This window comes from Paraprevotella xylaniphila YIT 11841 (genome assembly GCF_000205165.1).
GTDB classification, from domain to species: Bacteria; Bacteroidota; Bacteroidia; order Bacteroidales; family Bacteroidaceae; genus Paraprevotella; species Paraprevotella xylaniphila.
Window position 1 is genome coordinate 85,504 of the sequence record NZ_GL883865.1, and the last position, 20,550, is coordinate 106,053.

Annotated in this window: 17 protein-coding genes and 1 tRNA gene; 11 read left to right on the forward strand and 7 right to left on the reverse strand. The window is 51.3% G+C overall.

Annotation, left to right across the window (positions count from 1 at the left end):
* Positions 1-55 precede the first annotated feature (55 nt).
* The 10 genes from tyrS (at position 56) to HMPREF9442_RS09350 (ending at position 13,031) form a co-directional block, all read left to right on the forward strand.
* A complete protein-coding gene (gene tyrS, locus HMPREF9442_RS09310) occupies positions 56-1,348 on the forward strand; it encodes a tyrosine--tRNA ligase (RefSeq protein WP_008627891.1) in 1,293 nt (430 codons plus the stop codon).
* Between the two features lie 76 nt (positions 1,349-1,424).
* A tRNA-Gln gene (locus HMPREF9442_RS09315) sits at positions 1,425-1,498 on the forward strand.
* An 81-nt stretch (positions 1,499-1,579) separates the two neighbouring features.
* Positions 1,580-1,705 carry a hypothetical protein gene (locus HMPREF9442_RS16865; protein ID WP_008627893.1) on the forward strand — a complete coding sequence of 42 codons (126 nt, stop codon included), beginning with the start codon at positions 1,580-1,582 and terminating at the stop codon, positions 1,703-1,705.
* A gap of 320 nt (positions 1,706-2,025) precedes the next feature.
* Positions 2,026-2,550, forward strand: a complete 525-nt coding sequence (locus HMPREF9442_RS09320; protein ID WP_008627896.1) for a GNAT family N-acetyltransferase — start codon at positions 2,026-2,028, stop codon at positions 2,548-2,550.
* A gap of 86 nt (positions 2,551-2,636) precedes the next feature.
* The gene (locus tag HMPREF9442_RS09325; protein WP_253271078.1) at positions 2,637-3,014 is read left to right on the forward strand and encodes a DUF6769 family protein; all 378 of its coding nucleotides are present in this window, start codon (positions 2,637-2,639) and stop codon (positions 3,012-3,014) included.
* 51 nt (positions 3,015-3,065) lie between these two features.
* Positions 3,066-4,220, forward strand: a complete 1,155-nt coding sequence (locus HMPREF9442_RS09330; protein WP_008627899.1) for an efflux RND transporter periplasmic adaptor subunit — start codon at positions 3,066-3,068, stop codon at positions 4,218-4,220.
* A gap of 21 nt (positions 4,221-4,241) precedes the next feature.
* Positions 4,242-7,334 (forward strand): efflux RND transporter permease subunit, encoded by a 3,093-nt coding sequence (locus HMPREF9442_RS09335; RefSeq protein ID WP_008627901.1) that lies wholly within the window; start codon positions 4,242-4,244, stop codon positions 7,332-7,334.
* A 15-nt stretch (positions 7,335-7,349) separates the two neighbouring features.
* A complete protein-coding gene (locus tag HMPREF9442_RS09340; protein WP_008627903.1) occupies positions 7,350-8,525 on the forward strand; it encodes a TolC family protein in 1,176 nt (391 codons plus the stop codon).
* Between the two features lie 135 nt (positions 8,526-8,660).
* A complete protein-coding gene (locus HMPREF9442_RS09345) occupies positions 8,661-9,455 on the forward strand; it encodes a gluconate 5-dehydrogenase (protein WP_039864973.1) in 795 nt (264 codons plus the stop codon).
* 222 nt (positions 9,456-9,677) lie between these two features.
* Positions 9,678-13,031, forward strand: a complete 3,354-nt coding sequence (locus HMPREF9442_RS09350; protein WP_008627907.1) for an FG-GAP-like repeat-containing protein — start codon at positions 9,678-9,680, stop codon at positions 13,029-13,031.
* 313 nt (positions 13,032-13,344) lie between these two features.
* Here the strand turns inward: HMPREF9442_RS09350 and folK are convergent, their stop codons facing one another.
* From folK to miaB, 7 genes are all read right to left on the reverse strand, one after another.
* Positions 13,345-13,848, reverse strand: a complete 504-nt coding sequence (folK, locus tag HMPREF9442_RS09355) for a 2-amino-4-hydroxy-6-hydroxymethyldihydropteridine diphosphokinase (RefSeq protein ID WP_008627908.1) — start codon at positions 13,846-13,848, stop codon at positions 13,345-13,347.
* The gene (gene queA / locus HMPREF9442_RS09360) at positions 13,848-14,909 is read right to left on the reverse strand and encodes a tRNA preQ1(34) S-adenosylmethionine ribosyltransferase-isomerase QueA (RefSeq protein ID WP_008627910.1); all 1,062 of its coding nucleotides are present in this window, start codon (positions 14,907-14,909) and stop codon (positions 13,848-13,850) included. Before queA ends, folK begins: the two co-directional genes overlap by 1 nt.
* Positions 14,910-14,933: 24 nt before the next feature.
* Positions 14,934-15,641 (reverse strand): tRNA pseudouridine(55) synthase TruB, encoded by a 708-nt coding sequence (truB, locus tag HMPREF9442_RS09365; RefSeq protein WP_008627911.1) that lies wholly within the window; start codon positions 15,639-15,641, stop codon positions 14,934-14,936.
* Between the two features lie 18 nt (positions 15,642-15,659).
* Positions 15,660-16,472: an undecaprenyl-diphosphate phosphatase gene (locus HMPREF9442_RS09370; RefSeq protein WP_008627913.1), complete on the reverse strand. Its 813-nt coding sequence runs from the start codon at positions 16,470-16,472 to the stop codon at positions 15,660-15,662.
* 2 nt (positions 16,473-16,474) lie between these two features.
* Positions 16,475-16,780, reverse strand: a complete 306-nt coding sequence (locus tag HMPREF9442_RS09375) for a DUF3098 domain-containing protein (RefSeq protein WP_008627914.1) — start codon at positions 16,778-16,780, stop codon at positions 16,475-16,477.
* 28 nt (positions 16,781-16,808) lie between these two features.
* Positions 16,809-17,675: a cell division protein FtsX gene (locus HMPREF9442_RS09380; protein WP_008627916.1), complete on the reverse strand. Its 867-nt coding sequence runs from the start codon at positions 17,673-17,675 to the stop codon at positions 16,809-16,811.
* Between the two features lie 89 nt (positions 17,676-17,764).
* Entirely contained in the window at positions 17,765-19,090 is a 1,326-nt protein-coding gene (gene miaB / locus HMPREF9442_RS09385; RefSeq protein WP_008627918.1) for a tRNA (N6-isopentenyl adenosine(37)-C2)-methylthiotransferase MiaB, read from the reverse strand.
* Positions 19,091-19,433: 343 nt separating this feature from the next.
* Here miaB and HMPREF9442_RS09395 point away from each other — a divergent pair, with 343 nt between their 5' ends.
* On the forward strand, positions 19,434-20,549 hold the full coding sequence (locus HMPREF9442_RS09395) for a helix-turn-helix domain-containing protein (RefSeq protein WP_008627921.1): 1,116 nt from the start codon (positions 19,434-19,436) through the stop codon (positions 20,547-20,549).
* Position 20,550 lies beyond the last annotated feature (1 nt).

Sequence of the window (20,550 nt, forward strand, 5' to 3'; positions counted from 1 at the left end):
GAAAGGTCGTACTTTTGTACGACTCAATTTTTATTAAACAAAATACATTCATACGATGAACTTTGTAGAAGAACTGAAATGGAGAGGCATGATCCACACCATGATGCCGGGCACCGAGGATTTACTTGAAAAAGAACAGGTCACCGCCTATCTGGGCATCGACCCCACGGCGGACTCCCTGCACATAGGCCATCTTTGTGGTGTGATGATGCTCAAGCATTTCCAACGTTGCGGGCACAAACCGTTGGCCCTTATCGGAGGTGCCACCGGAATGATAGGCGACCCTTCGGGTAAAAGCCAGGAACGCAACTTGCTCGACGAAGAAACGTTGCGCCACAACGTGGCCTGCATCAAACAGCAACTAGCCCGGTTCCTGGATTTCGACAGCGACGCTCCCAACCACGCCGAGTTAGTGAACAATTACGACTGGATGAAGGACTTCAAGTTCCTCGACTTCGCCCGCGAAGTCGGCAAGCACATCACCGTGAACTACATGATGGCCAAAGACAGCGTGCAAAAGCGTCTGAACGGCGAGGCACGCGACGGACTGTCGTTCACCGAGTTCACTTACCAACTTCTTCAAGGTTACGACTTCTTATATTTGTACGAACATAAAGGCTGCCGCCTCCAGTTGGGCGGAAGCGACCAATGGGGCAACATCACGACCGGTGCCGAACTGATACGCCGCACCAACGGTGGTGAAGTGTTCGCTTTGGTATGCCCGTTAGTGACGAAAGCCGACGGAACCAAGTTCGGCAAGACCGAAAAAGGCAACATCTGGCTTAACCGCGACTACACTAGCCCGTATGCCTTCTATCAGTTCTGGCTCAACGTGGCCGACGACGATGCCAAACGTTACATCCGCATCTTCACCACACTGGACAAGGAAGAAATAGACGGCCTCATCGCCCAACACGATGAAGACCCGGGACAGCGCATCCTGCAAAAACGCCTGGCCAAGGAAATCACCATCATGGTACACAGCGAAGAAGACTACAACATGGCTGTGGAGGCTAGCAACATCCTGTTCGGAAAGGCGACCAAGGAAAGCCTGACGAAGTTGGACGAACAAACGCTGCTCGACGTGTTCGCGGGCGTGCCGCAATTCGAAGTCAGCCGCGAAGCCCTGTCGGCCGGAGTCAAAGCCGTAGACCTGACAGCCGAGATGACGCAATGCTTCCCCAGCAAGGGCGAGATGCGCAAGATGGTACAAGGCGGCGGCGTTTCGCTGAACAAGGAAAAACTGACAGCTTTCGACCGCATGGTAACAACCGACGACCTGCTCAACGGCAAATACCTGCTCGTGCAACGTGGCAAGAAAAACTATTTCCTGCTCATCGCAAAATAAAAAAACAGAGAAAAATTTGTAGGATAGCGAAAATCTCGCTATCTTTGCACCGCTTTCGAGAGAAAGACATAAGGATTGGGATATGGTGTAATGGTAGCACAAGACATTTTGGTCGTCTTAGTCTTGGTTCGAACCCAGGTATCCCAACCAAAAGGAAGACCTCCGGAATTTTAAAATTCCGGAGGTCTTCCTTTTGTATCTTCCATATCTCATGTAATACAATATAGTAGAATGGCTATTTCCATCCACGTCCCCTCTTCCGACATCCCCTCACAAACAGCCTACCACGCAGTACAAACCTATTCTTTTACAGATGAAACAGGCACGCCATTTTCACGTTCCTTCATCATCATCTGATAGCCAAACGATTAGAAAGCTCCTCTGTTTAACTTTTCATTCTGCGCCAAATGATTTTTCAATCTCCTGAGATTGATTTTCCGTTCTGCGCCAAACGATTTACGGTTTGGCGCAGAACATTTCGTGAAATGAAAAGGAATGACAAAACAAGGTCGTGGAAGGCGTACCATATGCCGCGCCTACGGCATCATGGATGTGCAACGCAAGGCGACGCACCACCAGAACCGCCATACGTCCCCCGACTGAGAAACAAATTTGCACGAACAACAGTTTTCTTATAATTTTGCCCCCGACAAAACCACTCCAACACGAAAAAAGCCATGGACAAAATCATTTTGGAAACAGAACGGATGTACCTTCGCGAAATGTCGCCCGAAGATTTCAAAGCCATTTGCCTCATCATGCAAGACGAGCAGACGATGCAAGCCTATAACGGAGCGTTCGCAGACTGCGACATCCGCACGTGGATTGAAAGGCAACTCCAACGGTACGACACCTACGGATACGGATTGTGGGCCGCCATCCGGAAAGATTCGGGCGAACTGATAGGGCAATGCGGACTGACACGGCAATATTGGTTGGAACGACAAGTGATAGAGGTGGGATACCTGTTCCGCCGCGACCATTGGCACAAGGGCTACGCCACGGAAGCCGCCAAGGCTTGCAAAACGTATGCTTTCGGGCAGTTGGAGGCCAACCGGCTGTGCGCCATCATACGCGACACCAATACCGCCTCCCAACGCGTGGCACAACGTATCGGTATGACCCGCCGACCGGGAATCATGGTGAAACACTATCGTGGTACCGACATGCCCCATTACCTCTTCGCCGTAGAGAAATATTAATTGCAACCAAGTTGCATGCCAAACTGTTGTGTGCTTGGCATTTTTCCCCTATCTTTGCTCCCACGAAAACAAGAATCACCGAAACGATGAAAAAACAACTCCATGCCATCATCTTGTTATGGCTCTGCATGTTGGTGCAGGCCGTTTCGGTCTTTCCCCACCACCATCATGCCGAAGCCCTCTGTCTGGGGCACGACATGGAAACCGCCCGTCCGGCAAAAGGAACACATGCGTGCGGTTCGGAGTGCATCACGCATTTCCACCTGACGATGCCATCGTCCGGCTCCCACGTCTCTTATAAGAAAAACGTATCCCGTCCTTCATGTCTGCTGCGGACGTCATACGACTTTCCGGTCATTCATGGCCCACAAACATCAAAAGGAACTTACCAGACAGACCGGACCGACTTATACCTTTCCCTGCCCGTCGGGGGGAAAGGATTAAGGGCACCTCCCTTGGCTTAGCCAGAGACAAAGACATTTTTCATCTTATTCATCCCAAATTTTAATATTCCTATGAAGAAAATATATTTCTTGATGGGCGCTTTGGCTATAAGCATGCTGAGCGCCTGCCACAACCATGACCACGAGAACGAGCATGTACACGACAGCGAGAAGACCGCTGAAAAAGAGAACCATAACGAACATGCGGATGAAATCATCCTGACAGCCGAGAAAGCCAAAGCGGCAGGCATCGCCACCGAAACCGTGAAACGGGACACGTTCCGGCAAGTCATCCCGACCGGCGGCCAGATACTCGCTGCCCAAGGAGAAGAAACCACGGTAGTGGCCGGAACGTCCGGCGTGGTGCGGTTCGCACGGACGCTGACCGCCGGTGCCCAGATCGGAAGCGGCACTGTATTGTTTCATTTGTCCTCGGAAAAGATACAAGGCGGAGATCCTTTGGAACGTGCATACGTCGCTTACCAAAACGCCAAGGCAGAATACGAACGCGCCAAACCGCTGGCTGAGAAACAGATTGTGACGCGCAAAGACCTTGAAAACCTGAAAGCGGCCTACGAAGACGCACGTATCAGTTACGAGGCCCTGGATCCCCAACATACACGGAAAGGCATAGCCGTCACGGCTCCGACGGGCGGATATGTGAAGAACGTGGCGGTGAAAGAAGGTGACTATGTGACCACCGGACAAGCATTGATGACCCTGACCCAAAACCGACGCCTGCAACTGCGTGCCGATGTATCGGAACGTTATTACGGCGCACTGAAGCAAATCACTTCGGCCCACTTCAAGACCCCGTATGATGACAAGGTTTATGCTTTGGAAAACCTGCACGGACGGATCCTGTCCTACGGAAAGGCTTCGGACGAGAATGCTTTCTACATCCCTGTCCTGTTTGAATTCGACAACACGGGCGATATCGTGCCAGGAAGTTATGTGGAAACCTACCTCCGTGGGGCAGAACGCACCGGAGTAATTTCCCTGCCCGTCTCAGCACTGACTGAAGAACAAGGGTTGTACTTCGTTTACTTGCAGGAAGGCAAGGAAGTGTACCGTAAACAGGAAGTAAAAACAGGAGCCGAAGACGGGCTGCGCGTAGAAATCCTCTCGGGCCTGAAACCCGGCGACCGCGTGGTCACACAAGGTGCTTACCACGTGAAACTGGCTTCGGCCTCGAATGCCATCCCGGCCCACAACCATTCCCACTAAACTTGTCTTGGAGGATATATTATGCTGAACAAAATCATACGGTTCTCCCTGCAGAACCGCTTATTCATATTGATGGCCTCCATCCTGTTGATGATAGGAGGCCTCTATCAGGCTTACCATACGGAAGTGGATGTTTTCCCCGACCTGAACGCCCCCACCGTTGTGGTCATGACAGAAGCCGGAGGCATGGCAGCCGAAGAGGTGGAACAGTTGGTCACTTTCCCGATAGAGACCGCCGTCAACGGTGCCACCAGTGTACGTCGTGTACGTTCCTCATCTACCACAGGCTTCTCTGTCGTATGGGTGGAATTCGACTGGGATACGGATATCTATCTGGCCCGGCAAATCGTATCAGAAAAACTGGCCACAGTGGCAGAAAGCCTGCCCGACAACGTGGGTAACCCGACGTTAGGACCACAGTCTTCCATCTTGGGAGAATTGCTTATCGTAGGCTTGACTGCCGACAGCACCTCCATGCTCGACTTACGTACATTGGCCGACTGGGTCATCCGCCCACGCCTGATGTCCACCGGAGGCGTAGCCCAAGTGGCCGTATTGGGCGGTGACATCAAGGAATACCAAATCCTGCTGCACCCCGAACGGATGAAACACTACGGAGTGACGCTGGGCGAGGTGATGGAAGTCACGCGGAACATGAATACCAACACCAACGGCGGAGTGATTTACCAATACGGCAACGAATACATCGTACGCGGAGTCGTCTCGACCGACGACGTGCGGAAAATGGGCCGGGCGGCCATCAAGACCGTAGGAGGCTCGCCTGTCACGCTGGAAGACATTGCCGACGTAAGAACCGGCAGCCAACAGCCCAAGCTGGGTTTGGCCTCCGAGAAAGGCAAGCCCGCCGTATTGCTTACCGTGACCAAGCAACCGAACACGGGTACGATAGAACTGACCGGAAAGTTGGAAGAAGCCTTGCAAGACCTGCAAAAGAGCCTTCCGGCCGACGTGCATGTGTCCACCGACGTGTTCCGCCAATCCCGCTTCATCGAAAGCTCCATCGGTAACGTCCAGGATTCGCTGCTCGAAGGCGCCATCTTCGTGGTCATCGTCTTGTTCCTCTTCTTGGGCAACGTGCGCACAACGGTCATCTCTTTGGTCACCCTCCCTCTTTCGCTGTTGGTCACCATTTTGGTGCTTCACTACATGGGGCTGACCATCAACACGATGAGCTTGGGCGGTATGGCCATCGCCATCGGTTCGTTGGTGGACGATGCCATCGTGGACGTGGAAAACGTATGGAAACATCTGCGCGAAAACCGCATGTTGCCGGAAAGCGAACGGTTACGTGTACGCGATGTCGTATTCAACGCCTCCCGGGAGGTGCGTATGCCCATCCTGAACTCCACACTCATCATCATCGTCAGCTTCGTCCCGCTGTTTTTCCTGAGCGGTATGGAAGGACGCATGCTCGTGCCGTTGGGCGTGGCTTTCATCGTATCGCTGTTCGCCTCCACCATCGTAGCCCTGACGCTGACGCCCGTACTTTGCAGCTACCTGTTGGGGCACAAAGCCAAGACGGGCGGACTGCCTAAAGAAGCATTCCTGGCCGTATATCTAAAGAAGCATTACCAGAACGGACTGTCTTGGGCTTTGTCGCACAAGAAAATCGTACTGGGCACCACGCTTACGCTTTTCGTCGCAGCCTTGGGAAGCTTCCTCACGTTGGGGCGCAGCTTCTTGCCGCCGTTCAACGAAGGTTCGTTTACCATAAATATCAGTTCCCTTCCGGGTATCTCCTTGGAGGAATCGGATAAAATCGGACGGCAAGCCGAAGAACTGTTGCTCTCCATCCCCGAAATCAAGACCGTGGCACGCAAGACGGGACGGGCGGAACTGGACGAGCATGCCCTCGGCGTGAACGTATCGGAAATAGAGGCTCCGTTTGAATTGGAAGACCGCAGCCACACCGAGGTTTTAGAGGACGTGCGACATAAACTGTCCGTCATATCGGGAGCGAACATCGAGATAGGACAACCCATCAGCCATCGTATAGATGCCATGTTGAGCGGCACGCAGGCCGGCATCGCCATCAAACTGTTCGGTGACGACCTGAACAAAATGTACCAAATCGGCAACCAAATCAAATCGGCTGTCAGCGACGTGGAGGGTGTGGCCGACCTGAATGTGGAACAGCAGATCGAACGTCCGGAACTGAAAATCGAACCGAAACGGGAAATGCTGACCCGATACGGCATCTCATTACCGCAATTCAATGAGTTTGTCACGGTGAACATGGGAGGAGAAGTCGTATCGCAAGTGTACGAGAAAGGGCGTTCGTTCAACCTCATCGTCCGTTCGGCAGAAGAAAACCGCAGCACGATGGAGCATATCCGTAACCTGATGATCGACGATGCGCAAGGCAACAAAGTCCCCTTGTCGTATGTGGCCGACATCCGGTCGTCCATGGGGCCGAACACCATCAACCGCGAAAACGTGAAACGCAAAATCGTCATCTCGGCCAATGCCAGCGGGCGAGACATGCGCAGCGTGGTGAACGACATCCGCAGCCGGATAGACGAAAAAGTGAAACTGCCCGAAGGTTACCATATCGAATACGGCGGCCAGTTCGAAAGCGAAGAGTCGGCTAGCCGGGTGTTGTTGCTCACATCGTTCATCAGCATCGTGGTCATCTTCCTGTTGCTTTACTTCCAATTCCGTAATGCAGCGCAGAGCGGGGTCATCCTGCTCAATCTGCCCCTGGCCCTGATTGGCGGTGTGTTCGCCCTGTTGCTGACCACCGGGGAAATCAGCATTCCGGCCATCATCGGATTCATTTCCCTTTTCGGCATTGCGACCCGCAACGGCATGTTGCTTATCAGCCACTACAACACGTTGCGCGAAGAAGGATTGTCGTTGCGGGAAAGCATCCTGCACGGGTCGCTAGACCGGTTGAACCCCATCCTGATGACCGCACTTTCGTCGGCTCTTGCCCTTATTCCGCTAGCCCTTCGGGGGGACCTTCCGGGCAACGAAATCCAGAGTCCGATGGCCAAGGTGATATTGGGCGGCCTGCTGACCTCCACTTTCCTGAATGCCTTTATTATTCCTATTATATATGAATGGATGAACCGCAAAAGTGTCCGTTCCTGAACAAAAACGACAGTCATGAAAAGAATCATTCTTATCACAACCGTTTGCGCCTGTGGCTTGCTCCCTTTGCAGGCCCAGAGCGTGGACGAAGTGCTGCAGAGCGTGGCACAACATAACAAATCCATCCAGGCACAACAAAAAAACGGAGAAGCCGAGAAGATAGGCATCGAAGCTGAAAACGGCCTGGAAGACCCTACGGTGGAATACAGCTCTTTCTTTAGCAAAGGAGTCAACGGGCAGTCAGGTTCCGAACTGGTCGTATCACAAGGATTCGACTTTCCCACGGTATATAACAGCCGTAACCGTGCCGGACACGACAAGAAAGAAGCCGTGGACTACCGTGCCGAAGCCTTGCGCCGCAACGTGCTGCTCGAAGCCAAGACCCTTTGCCTGGACATGATACGGCTGAACCGGCAAAGAGACTTGCTAAACAAACGCATGCAAAATGCCGACGAGTTGTTGGCCCTGTACGAAGAGCGGTTGAGAGCCGGTGATGCCACAGTCATCGAGGTGAACAAAATCAAGATGGAGCGCATGAGCATACAGACAGAAGTCCTGCAAAACCATACCGACCACCGCACGGCCTTGCAGTCGTTGCTGGCTCTGAACGGCAACATGCCGCTCACGTTTGAAGGACGGGAATATCCCATCGTCCCGTCTCCCCTCGACTTCGACGCTTTGTGCGATGAAGCACTCGGCAACGATGCAGAACTCAAAGCCGCCGAAGCCGATACACGGGCTGCCGAACGCACCCTCACGGTCAGCCGTCAAAAATGGCTGCCCAAACTGGAAATCGGGTACCGCCGGAACACGGGCGAAGGCAGCAAAGAGCACGGTTTCCTTGTAGGAGGCTCCATCCCGTTGTTCTCCAACCGCAGACAAGTAAAAATGGCGCAGGCACAATCCATCGGTGCACGCTTACAAGCGGACGAAACGCGCCTGAAAGCGGAAGCTGCCTTGCATTCCGGCTTCAACGAACTTCAGCAACTGGGACGAGCCATGTCGGTATACGACCAACCCCTGATGACGCAGACTCTCGAACTGCTGAAAGAAAGCGTAAAAGGCGGCGAACTGTCCGTGACGGACTACTTTGTGGAAGCCGACCAGATTTATCGCAACCTGCAAGCTTTCATGGAACTGGAGTGCCAATATCAGAAAGTGGCTGCCACGCTGTTTAAGAACAGGTTATAGAAACCAACATCCTACCGGAAAAAGAAAAAGGAAAAAGATTCTCGTCAAATTGTGTGCGTATGTCAGTTACTTTTTCTAACTTTGCCGGAAAGGAAAACGCATTATTAAATCAACAAGAACATGGAAAAGAATTTTTTGCAGAATTTCTCTTTGGAAGGCAAGGTTGCTTTGGTTACCGGAGCATCTTACGGAATCGGGTTCGGCATTGCGACGGCTTTCGCACAGTGCGGTGCCACCATCGTTTTCAACGACATCAAGCAGGAATTGGTGGACAAAGGACTGGCCGCATATAAGGAAAAAGGTATCGAAGCCCACGGCTACGTGTGCGACGTGACAGATGAAGCAGCCGTCAATGCCTTGGTTGCCCGTATCGAAAAGGAAGTCGGCGTGATAGACATCCTCGTCAACAATGCAGGCATCATCAAGCGCATCCCGATGACGGAAATGTCGGCCGCAGAGTTCCGCCAAGTCATCGATGTGGATTTGAACGCCCCGTTCATCGTATCGAAAGCCGTTATTCCCGGCATGATCAAGAAAGGGCACGGCAAAATCATCAACATCTGTTCCATGATGTCCGAACTAGGCCGTGAAACCGTATCAGCCTACGCAGCAGCCAAAGGCGGCTTGAAGATGCTGACGCGCAACATTTGCTCGGAATACGGAGAATACAACATCCAATGCAACGGTATCGGTCCGGGCTACATCGCTACTCCTCAAACCGCTCCGTTACGTGAACGTCAGCCGGACGGCAGCCGTCATCCTTTTGACAGTTTCATCGTGGCCAAGACCCCCGCAGCCCGTTGGGGTACTCCTGAAGACTTGCAAGGTCCGGCCGTATTTTTGGCTTCTGATGCTTCCAACTTCGTCAACGGCCTGGTACTGTATGTGGACGGAGGCATCTTGGCCTATATCGGCAAACAACCGAAATAAAAAAAACATTTCCAACTCTATTAAAATCCGGTGTCTTGCATCCACGACACCGGATTTTTTATTATGACCTTCCCTTTTTTCTATCTCATTTGCTGCAAAACCTATAAGAAATCCTATTTTTATGCCAAAATGATAATTATTGAATCAAAAAGCCCATCTTGATTGCCTGTAACAAACTATCTTTATCCCGACTAATTCTAATGTTATATACAAAATGTTATCATGAGAAACTTTACATTGAAGCCTTTGCTATTCTGCACCGCGCTGGCAGGAATGGCATTTCAAGGCACGATTAAAGCGCAAGAGATCACGTTCCGTGCGGCAGAAAACGAAGAAGCAGATGCCATCGGGGTAAAGACGAGCGACGGGGTGCCCGTCGTGGCAGACTTCGACAACAACGGGTTCATGGACCTATGGGCACCGGGACAAACCTATGAATGGCGCCCCACTTCGGAAGTGGACGAGAAAGGAGAAGTGATTTGGACATGGCAATGGTACGATGACCTCCCCCTTTCGTTCAACAACGGTGACGGCACATGGAACGTCAGAAACCGTGACAGCGGCACAGGTCTTCCATTCGCCTACGGTGGCATTAGCAACAAGGCTTTCGACTTCAACCAGGACGGCTTGGTGGATTTCATCTATCCGAGCGTCAACGTGGGTTGGACATTCGAAGCCAAAAGAGCTTTGCTTTTGGCCATCAACAACGGTGACGGCACTTTCACCATGAAAGAAGATGCCGCACTGGCAGAAATTGTCCCGGCACTCCAGAACAACAAATGGAACCAGCAGATACAGAACAGCTGCATCTCCATTGCCGACTACAACAAAGACGGTTACCCTGACCTGTTGATACAGTTTGAAAACGAAAACCCGTGGGAACGCGCCGTATGGCTGTTCAAGAATGTGGAAGGTGACCACTTTGAAAGAGTTACCGACCCATTCATCCCCGAAGCGGGCAAACCGTTTATCCCGCAATGCGCCGGAAGCATATCCTTCGGCGATTTCAACAACGATGGATGGCCGGACATTGTATCCACCGGATGGGGAGACGGTAATGAGGAATTAGGTATCAATGGGGGAGGACAAGTACATTTTTACCGTAATATGAAAGATGGTACATTCCAACTCGCCGACACCGATTTCGGTGAAATCAACGCCATTTCCGAGAAACTAAACTTCCCTTATGGTGAGGAACATTTCATCACTGTCGTAGACTATGACCAAGACGGCAAACAGGACATCCTTGTTTTCGGACAGACAGGTTTCCAAGGAGAAGCCATATACGCTCAAAACGGCAAAGTGGCCTTGATGCTGCGTAATGTCTCAACTGATGAAAAGTTTGCTTTCGAGGAAGTTGAAACCCAACTTTATCCTTTGTCGGGCGCAAATGTCCGTCTGGCTTCATTGGCCGATTTCAACGGAGACGGTTGGATAGATTTCGTAGCCAGAGGATGGAACGGAGATTGGCATACGGCCATCTCAAGCAGTACCGGCTCATACGACGGTTACTACATCACGGAAGATGTTCCCGACGCGGAAGACAACACCGATCCTATCCGTATTAAAGAAGCCTACATGGCCCACGGCGACCTGAACAACGACGGCCTGCTCGATTTGTTTACACAAGACAATTGCGACCGCTTGTCGTGGACAATCAATACTACCGAACCTGATTACGGCATACAAGTCCCCGGAGCACCCGAAGACGTGAAAGCCGAATACAACGCGGAAACGAAACAGCTCACCGTGACCTGGGCTGAATGCTACACTCCCGACACGGAGAGCAAAGCTTTCTACAACCTGTATTTAAAGAACAAGGCCACGGGTAAGACCTTCATGATTGCCCCGGCCAACCCAGAAAACGGCAAGCAACTCACATACACCGCATTCTCAGGTTACGTGAATCCTACTACCTATACATTCGAGGGAGTGGAAGAGGGCAACTACACCGTCGGCGTACAGGCCGTGACTTATTCTTGGCAGGCTTCCGAGTTCTCCACCACAGATGTCAACCTGAACGAAAACCCGACTTCCGCTTTCACCATAGTGTCTACCGACCCGTCTGGGCGGAAAGAAATCGAGTCGCTCTCCCACATTACGTTGAACTTTAACGAAGAAGCATATCCCAATGCCATGGAAGGCGCACCGGCCATCACCTTGACCAACAGCGCATCCGAAACATTGGACGTCACCGTGAAGAAAGCAAGCGGACAAGCCAAGCAGATACAAATCATCCTGCCGCCCACGATTGAAGCCGGCACATACACGCTCACCGTACCCGAGAAAGCCGTCTGCCGCACTAACGGAGATTGGAACACGGCCTTTACAAAGACGTTCACCACCACCGGAATAACGGCATACATGCCTACCGGCATCGAGGGAGACGAAGGCAACTATGGCTCTTTGAAAGACTTTACCCTTACTTTCCCGGAACAGACAAACGCGCAAGTCAATCCCGAAGCAACCACATTGGCTTACATGGTAAACAACGATAACGATTACCAGGTTCCGGCCACGCTCTCGCAAGGCAACAGGCCCAACCAGATCAAACTCACGTTGGACGAAGAACAGAAAACCGAAGGTTCCTACACTCTCGTCATTCCGGAAGGCCTGATCCAACGCGTTGCCTACACGGAAACAACGGGAGAAGAAAACGCAGAAAACGCCACAGTGTTGCTCAGTTCGCCCGAAATCAAGTACGACTATACCATCGGGCTCGACTTCGCCCCCACTGGCATCACGCCTGCCGCAGGAAAAGTATTCTCCCTGAAAGACTTCACCATAGAGTTTGCCGAGGGGACAGTACCGCAGCTCAACGAAGAATCCGCAAGCCAGGCCTACTTGCTCAACGGCAAAGACGGCAGCCAAGTAGCCGCCACGCTGGCCATCGGTACGAACACGACCGAAGTCATTGCGACATTGGCCGAAGAGGTCAGCGCAGAAGGTAACTATACCTTGGTCATCCCGGCCCGCATGATACAGCAGACGAGCATGGATGAAGGCGACGGCACAACCGAGCCTACGGTAAAAACAGAGTATGCCCCGAACTTAAAGTACGACTACACGATTGGACACGACTACGAACCCGTATCCATCACGCCTGCTGAAGGCACGGTGAATTCCCTGCATGAATTCGTCCTCCAATTCGTGGCAGACACCACCTACGCTGCAATCAATACTGAGAATGAAGACAAGGCCTACCTTGCAGACAACAGCGGGGAAAGCATAGAGGAAGCCACGTTGGCCTCCGGTGACAATCCCAACGAAATAAAAGTCACTCTGGCTAATGAAGTAAACACGAAAGGCACTTACACATTGGTTATCCCGGCCAAGATGATCCAGCAATCGGCCGGAGAAGAGAATCCAACTGTTGTAGACTATGCTCCGCAACTGGAATTCATCTTCACCGTCATGGATGGACAAAGCATAGAAAGCATCCTGAATGAAGCAAACACGGCAGAGGTATATACCATCAGTGGCATATTAGTAAAGAGAAATGCCACCCGTGAGGATCTGAAAGGCTTGAAGAAAGGCATTTATATCATCAACGGAAAGAACGTGCTCGTGAAATAAAAGCCACCATTTAAAGAACTGGCAGAAACCACAAAGGGCTGCCCCGTCATCGCTACGGGACAGCCCTTTTTCCATCCTTCCGGCAAACGGATGTCATGAATATTCAGCCTTAAAAACACCTTGCGGCAAACGGTATTTCGTTTGCCGCAGAACGGAAAATCAATCTCAGGAGATTGAAAAATCGTTTGGCTGAGAAAAAAATGTTAATTTCAGGAGATTCGTAAACTTCTGAACAACAAGGAAATAATAAGCCTCATTCCATTCGGGAAAAATAGTATCCCTGACAAATATTTTCTTACCCGAAAATGAAGCCTCACCGGTCTGCCAACGCAGCCAGAAGCTCCCGGAAAGTCCGTTTCAACACCGGATGAACAACTTTTGGTGCCACCTCGGCCAAAGGTTCCATGACGAAACTGCGTTCGTGCATCAACGGATGGGGCAAGGACAAGTGTACTTTCCTCCCCTCTTCCCCAGGCACATCGAAATCCGCCTCCATCACCACGTCGCCATAGAGCAACAAGTCGATGTCAATCGGACGGTCGGCATACACCCGGCCCGTACTCTTGCTGCATCGCCCCAGTTCCCGCTCCACAGCCTGCGTGATATGAAGAACCTCTTCCGGTGTTTTCCCCGTACGCAATACAGCCACGGCGTTCAGGAAAGGATGTTCGGAGCAAAACCCCCAAGGCTCCGTTTCATAAAAAGCGGACAGGCTTTTCAATCCGCCTATCCGCTCCACCAATATCTCTACGGCCCGGTGCAACAACCGTTCACGATCGCCCAAGTTGCTGCCCAGGCCCAAATACAAGTCCGTCATCAATCGTTCAGTATAAGCATGGCATCACCGTATGTCCCGAAACGGTAACCTTCCTTCAAGGCTTCCTTGTAGCCTTGCATCACCAAGTCGTAACCGCCATAAGCTGCCGTGAGCATGAGCATCGTGCTATAAGGCATATAGAAATTGGCCACCATACAGTCGGCTACGCCGAATTCATAAGGCGGGAAAATGAACTTGTTGGTCCATCCGGTGAACTCCTTCAGGTTGCAGTCCGTCCCCACGGCCGTTTCCAACACGCGCTGCACCGTAGTTCCGACGGCACACACGCGATGCCCGCCCTCTTTTGCCGTGTTGACGATGCGGCAGGCATCCGCGCCTACGAACATTTCTTCACTGTCCATCTTATGCTTGGTCAAGTCCTCCACGTCTATGTCACGAAAACAGCCCAAGCCGCAGTGCATCGTAACAAAGGCGAAATTAACGCCCTTGATTTCAAGACGTTTCATCAGTTCCCTTGAGAAATGGAGTCCTGCCGAGGGAGCCGTGACAGCCCCTTCGTTACGGGCAAAGATACATTGGAAACGCTCCATGTCCTCTGGTTCGGCCGGACGCTTCACTATATGTTTGGGCAGCGGAGCCTCGCCAAGCGCATACAGGGCGGCCTTGAACTCGTCGTGCGGCCCGTCGTACAAGAAACGGAGCGTACGCCCGCGCGACGTCGTATTGTCGATGACTTCTGCCACCATGGAATCATCTTCACCGAAGTACAACTTGTTACCTATACGGATCTTACGGGCCGGGTCGACCAACACATCCCACAGGCGCAAGTCCTCATTCAGCTCCCTCAACAAGAACACTTCGATACGTGCACCCGTCTTTTCCTTGTTGCCATAAAGGCGGGCTGGGAACACCTTAGTATCATTGAAGATAAACACATCCTTGTCGTCGAAATAGTCAAGGATGTCTTTAAAGTACTCGCGATGCTCGATATCCCCGCTTTTCTTGTGCAACACCATCAAACGGGATTCGTCACGATGGCGCGCAGGATATTGGGCAATCTGTTCTTCAGGCAATTTGAATTTGAATTGTGACAGCTTCATATAGAATAGTTCTTCTTATATTGATTAATTATCTTCTGTTATCTCTATCGTCTGGCGATCCAACCACTCGGCAAAACCGTCCAGTTTCAGGCAGTCTTCCACTTTGACATCCCCGATTCGCGTACGGCGCAAGGCCGTCAGGTGGGCACCGCTGTGCAGGGCCTCGCCGATGTCACGGGCCAACGCCCGGATGTAAGTACCTTTGCTGCATACCACCCGGATGACGATTTCCGGCAGTTCGCAACGCAACAGTTCCAGTTCATCGATGACCAGGGTCTTGGCTTTCAGTTCCACCTCTTCCCCTTTGCGGGCCAAATCGTACGCACGGCTCCCGTTCACCTTGCAAGCCGAGAAGACAGGCGGCACCTGTTCTATCGTGCCTACGAAACGAACCAGCGTTTCCTCCACCATCTCACGCGTGATATGTTCCGTGGGATACTCCGCATCCACGGGCTTCTCCAGGTCGAACGAAGGCGTGGTAGCCCCCAGACGGAGCGTGGCCACATACTCTTTCGTATGGGCCTGAAGTTCCTCTATCCGCTTCGTCGCCTTACCGGTGCAGACGAGCAGTACACCGGTGGCCAAAGGATCGAGCGTACCGGCATGTCCCACTTTCAGTTTCTTCACTCCCAATCTCTTGCACAACAGGTAACGTACCTTGGCCACCAACCCGAACGACGTCCACTCGTATGGCTTGTCAAAAGCCAATATTTCTCCTTTCTTGAAATCCACTTAAGCGAATTTTAACGGTTAGAGGCAATGATGCACGATGAGCGCGACACCCACCACGGCACAATAAACGGCAAAATATACCAACTTGCCTTTCTTGACAATATTGATCATCCACTTGCAAGCCAGGCATCCCGACACGAAAGCCGCCACGAATCCCACGGCAAGCGGCCACATCCCGATACCCGCAGAAGCAGCTTCTACCCCGTGGGTCACTCCCTTTGCAATATCGAGTATGGCTTCTCCCAAAATGGGAGGCATCACCATCAGGAAGGAGAACTGGGCCAACTTGGCCTTGTTGTTACCCAACAGCAAGCCCGTGGCGATGGTCGTACCGGAACGGGACAAGCCGGGCAACACGGCGCAAGCCTGGGAAAGCCCGATGACAAAGGCGTCACGAAGGGATATGTTCTCTTTCTGGCGGGGGCGGGCATAGTATGAAAACGTCAGCAGCAAAGCTGTCAGCAACAGACAAATGCCCACAACCAACAGGCCGCTGCCGAATATCATCTCCACATAGTCCTTAAAGAAAACCCCCACAATGCCCACAGGTATCATGGAAACCAAAATATTCAGGGCATAACGTTGGGATTCGTTCATCCCCGGCCCTTTGAAGTCAAACAACCCCTTGAATATCCACACGATATCTTTCCAAAGAATCACCAAGGTGCTGAACACCGTAGCCACATGGACTGCCACCGTAAATGTCAGATTGGCTTCTCCTTCTATCCCGAAGAAATGGGAAGCGATGGCCAGATGCCCGCTACTGCTCACCGGCAAATATTCCGTCAGGCCCTGCAAAAGGCCCATCAACAACGCATCTATTACATCCATGCTTAATCCTTATTGATTGTGGCGTCCGTACCGGACATTTCGTCTTTCTTTTCCCCGGCACCCTCATTCTCTTCTTCCAACGGCGTATATGCAGGCTTCCGCAAAATGGCATAAATGATGAACAAAAAGCCAAACAGGCAAACCATTGGAGCCACTTTGATGCGGCGCACACTGAATATGTCCGGATTGAATACCGTCTCCGAACTCCCGGAACCGGACATAAGGATGAACCCGATGATTACAATCGCCATCCCGACGGCCAACAACATAAAATTCACCTTGTCGAAAGCAAAATTTCTTTTATCCATAAACCTCTATTTATTATATGTTTCCTATTTAATACAAATCACCGGCTTTCATCCGCAGAAACTTGTTGACGGAGAGGTACGTACAGCCCAACGTAAGCAAAAGGCCGAACAACAGCACCGCCGCCCCTACGGCGAGCAACATATCGACATGGATATATTGGGAAAGCGAAGGGTCGTATCGCAAAAGGGTATGTACGCCTCCCAACAGCACAGCATCGGCCAACAAACCGGACAAGAACCCGAGGTTGAAACTCCGTGCCATAAATGGCCGACGGATAAATCCCCAACTCGCTCCTACCAATTTCATCGTACGGATAACGAAACGGCCGGAATAAATGCTCAACCGGACCGTATTGTTGATAAGCGCAAAAGAGACCAAGGCCAAAAGCACGGCCAAGCCCAAAAGCACGTAACTTATACGCCGCAAATTGTCATTCACCGTGTCGACCAACTCTTTTTGGTACATCACATCCTCCACCAAAGGGTTCTTTTTCAACTTCGCAGTAATCCATGCCAAACTGTCGGAGTTGGCATAAAGGGCATTCATACGTAATTCAAACGAGGCCGTGAAGGGATTGGCCCCGAGAAACTCGGACGGATCGCTGCCCATGGCCTTGACTTGCTCTTTCAACGCCTGCTCTTTGGACACGTAATCCAAAGCATACACATAACGTTCGTCCGTCAATGCCCTCCGGAATTCATGGATGTCCGAACGGCTTGCTTCACCGTCAAGCAAGACCGTTACCGTCAGGTTTTCCTTCACGGAATCAGACAAACGTTGGGCAAACAATATAAAAAAGGAGACGATTCCCAACAGTATCAACACCAACGTGGTACTGACACCGGTCGTGAACCACTGCATCCCCAAAGAACCTTTTGCTTTTTTCTTTCCCATGACTTCTATCCGGCCGTATTTACGTATTTTACAAAAATACAACGAAACACGGGGATTGGTTCTCTCTTTAACAGCATTTAACTTGATTGTCAGTCTTCTACCACCTCTCCTTTCAGCGTAGCCGAAGAACTTCCGCTAATTCTCACCTTTACAAAATCACCGACATGATGCTTTCCCCTGTCGAACACGACCACCTTATTCTGCTCCGTACGTCCGAACAACTGCTCTTTGGAACGTTTGCTCACACCCTCTACCAACACTTCATAAACCCGGCCTTCGCAATGGCGGTTGCTCTCTGCCGAGAGTTCATTCTGCAAAGCGATCAATTCGTTCAAACGCCGCACCTTCACGTCCTCCGGCACGTCGTCGGGCAAATGCTTGGAGGCATACGTCCCCGGCCGCTCCGAATACTTGAACATAAAAGCACTGTCGTAGGCGCATTCACGCATCAACGACAAAGACATTTGATGGTCTTCTTCGGTCTCGGAACAGTAACCCGAAAAAATATCTGTGGACAAACCGCAATCCGGCACAATCCGACGAATGGCCGCCACACGGTCAAGGTACCATTCACGGGTGTACTTGCGGTTCATCAATTTCAGGATACGGTCGCTCCCGCTCTGCACCGGCAAATGGATATGCCGGCACACATTGGGTTCTTCCGCAATGACACGCAACGTGTCATCGCTCATATCCTTCGGATGGGAAGTGGTGAAACGCACGCGCATCCCGTCGGCCTCGTGTGCCACCAACCGCAAAAGTTGCGGAAAAGAAACTGTCTTTCCGTCGCCCCCCACATGGAGGTAAGAATTCACATTCTGCCCTAAAAGCGTGACTTCCTTATACCCGCGCTTTTTCAAATCCCTCACCTCATTCAGGATGCTTTCCACATCCCGGCTGCGTTCCCGTCCACGCGTGTAAGGCACAATGCAGTAATGGCAAAAATTGTTGCAGCCACGCATGATACTGACAAAACCGGAAATATGCGAGCCGCACACACGTTGCGGAATCACGTCCCTGTAAGTTTCCGTCACGGACAGTTCCACGTTGATGGCCTTATGCCCCAGCTCCACTTGGGCTATCAGGTCGGGCAGGGACAAATAAGCGTCGGGGCCTGCCACCAAATCCACATGGTGGTTCTCTATCAATTCTTCCTTCACCCGTTCGGCCATACAGCCCAACACGCCGATAACCAAATGCCGGCCCTTCCGTCTCAAAGCATGCAAAGCCTCCAGACGGTTGATGATTTTCTGTTCGGCATTATCCCGTACGGAACAAGTATTCAGGAAAACGGCATCCGCCTCATCCAGGGTTTCGCACGTCTCGTATCCTGCCATACGCATCACCGAAGCCACCACTTCACTGTCGGCCACATTCATCTGGCAACCATAAGTTTCTATAAAAAGCTTTTTCATGCTGTTCTTTCAAGTTCAGGCTGCAAAGATAGTGAAAGGCGAGCGCAGAGACAAGCGAAAACGTAGTTTTCTGGCTTGGCTATGCTGAGCCGCATCTTATCCTCGTGAAACAAAGACAGTCAAAATCATACATATAAGTACCATTTACTTCTGCAAAGAATTTGAAGAAGAAACACATCTTCTTAAAAAAGACTAAAAACGAAGTTAAAATAGAGTACAAATTATTATTATCAAAGAGATAATTGCGATATTTGCTCCCGAATGAAAACATTAGATTTTTTCATAGTTAAGGTTTAGTTGAGTAAGCGGGATTTGTGAAAACCCCGCTTATTTTTTTTAAGTAATGCAGATTGGTCTATACGGCAATAAAATGAGCGATGATACCACTTACATACAACTCATGCAGTACACGGCGGGGACAAGTTTCATGTTCCTGCTATGGCTGTGTGCATACTTTTTCCGGAACGGAAGCGGTAACCGACTCCGCCAAATCACAGGTTGGGTCCTGCTCGTATGGGTCATACAGTCGGTCAAGGATATTGCATTGATATGGTATCCTACCGTCCGGTTCGAGTTCCTTCACCATGTTTTCGTACTCATCGACATGACAGCCGTCCCCACCTGCGCCTTCCTGCTGTTCGAACTCACACGCCCCGGTTCCATGACACTCCTGCGGGCTGCACTGCATGAAATACCGTTCATCCTCTTCATACTCATCTACGCGTTCCATCCCATGGAGATGCTATACGAAAGCGCCATCGCTTGCGCCGTGGCATACGGTACGGCCGTGATGCTTTATGTCTTGTTCGAAATACCGGCTTATCACAAGCGGCTGAAGCAAAGTTATTCTTACCACGAACGCATCGACCTGCGGTGGCTGTACATCATCCTTCTCTCTTTCGTGGTGTTCCTTGCGGTATGGAGCCTGACTTCCACCTACTACTCCGAGTTCAACGACACGCTGTACTACCTGCTCACATGTATCATCTGGTCGCTCATCAGCTACTTCATCAACCGGCAGGAGCAAGTGCTCGGCTCATTGACGACCCGTTCGCACCAGGACGTTGAGATGCCCCAAGAAAACGGAGAGGAGCCACATCAATTCACCATCCACTTGCATCGGATTTTCGAGGAAGAGCATCTCTACCTCAACCCCAAGCTGACTATCATGGACTTGGCCCAAGCCATCGGCACAAACCGCACCTATATTTCTAATTACCTGAACAATGTGTTGGGCACAACATTCTTCGATTATGTCAACCAATACCGCCTGTCCCATGCAGAACGACTTCTTCGGCAAACCAAAATGCCTATCGAAGAAATAGCAGACCGTTCCGGCTTTAATTCACGGAGTACCTTCCGGCGCGCCTTCCTCAAAAGGTTTGGTTGCGCCCCGAGCCAGTACCGCCTTCATCACTTACCAAAAGAAATAGAAAAGGAAATAAGCCTGACACGATAAC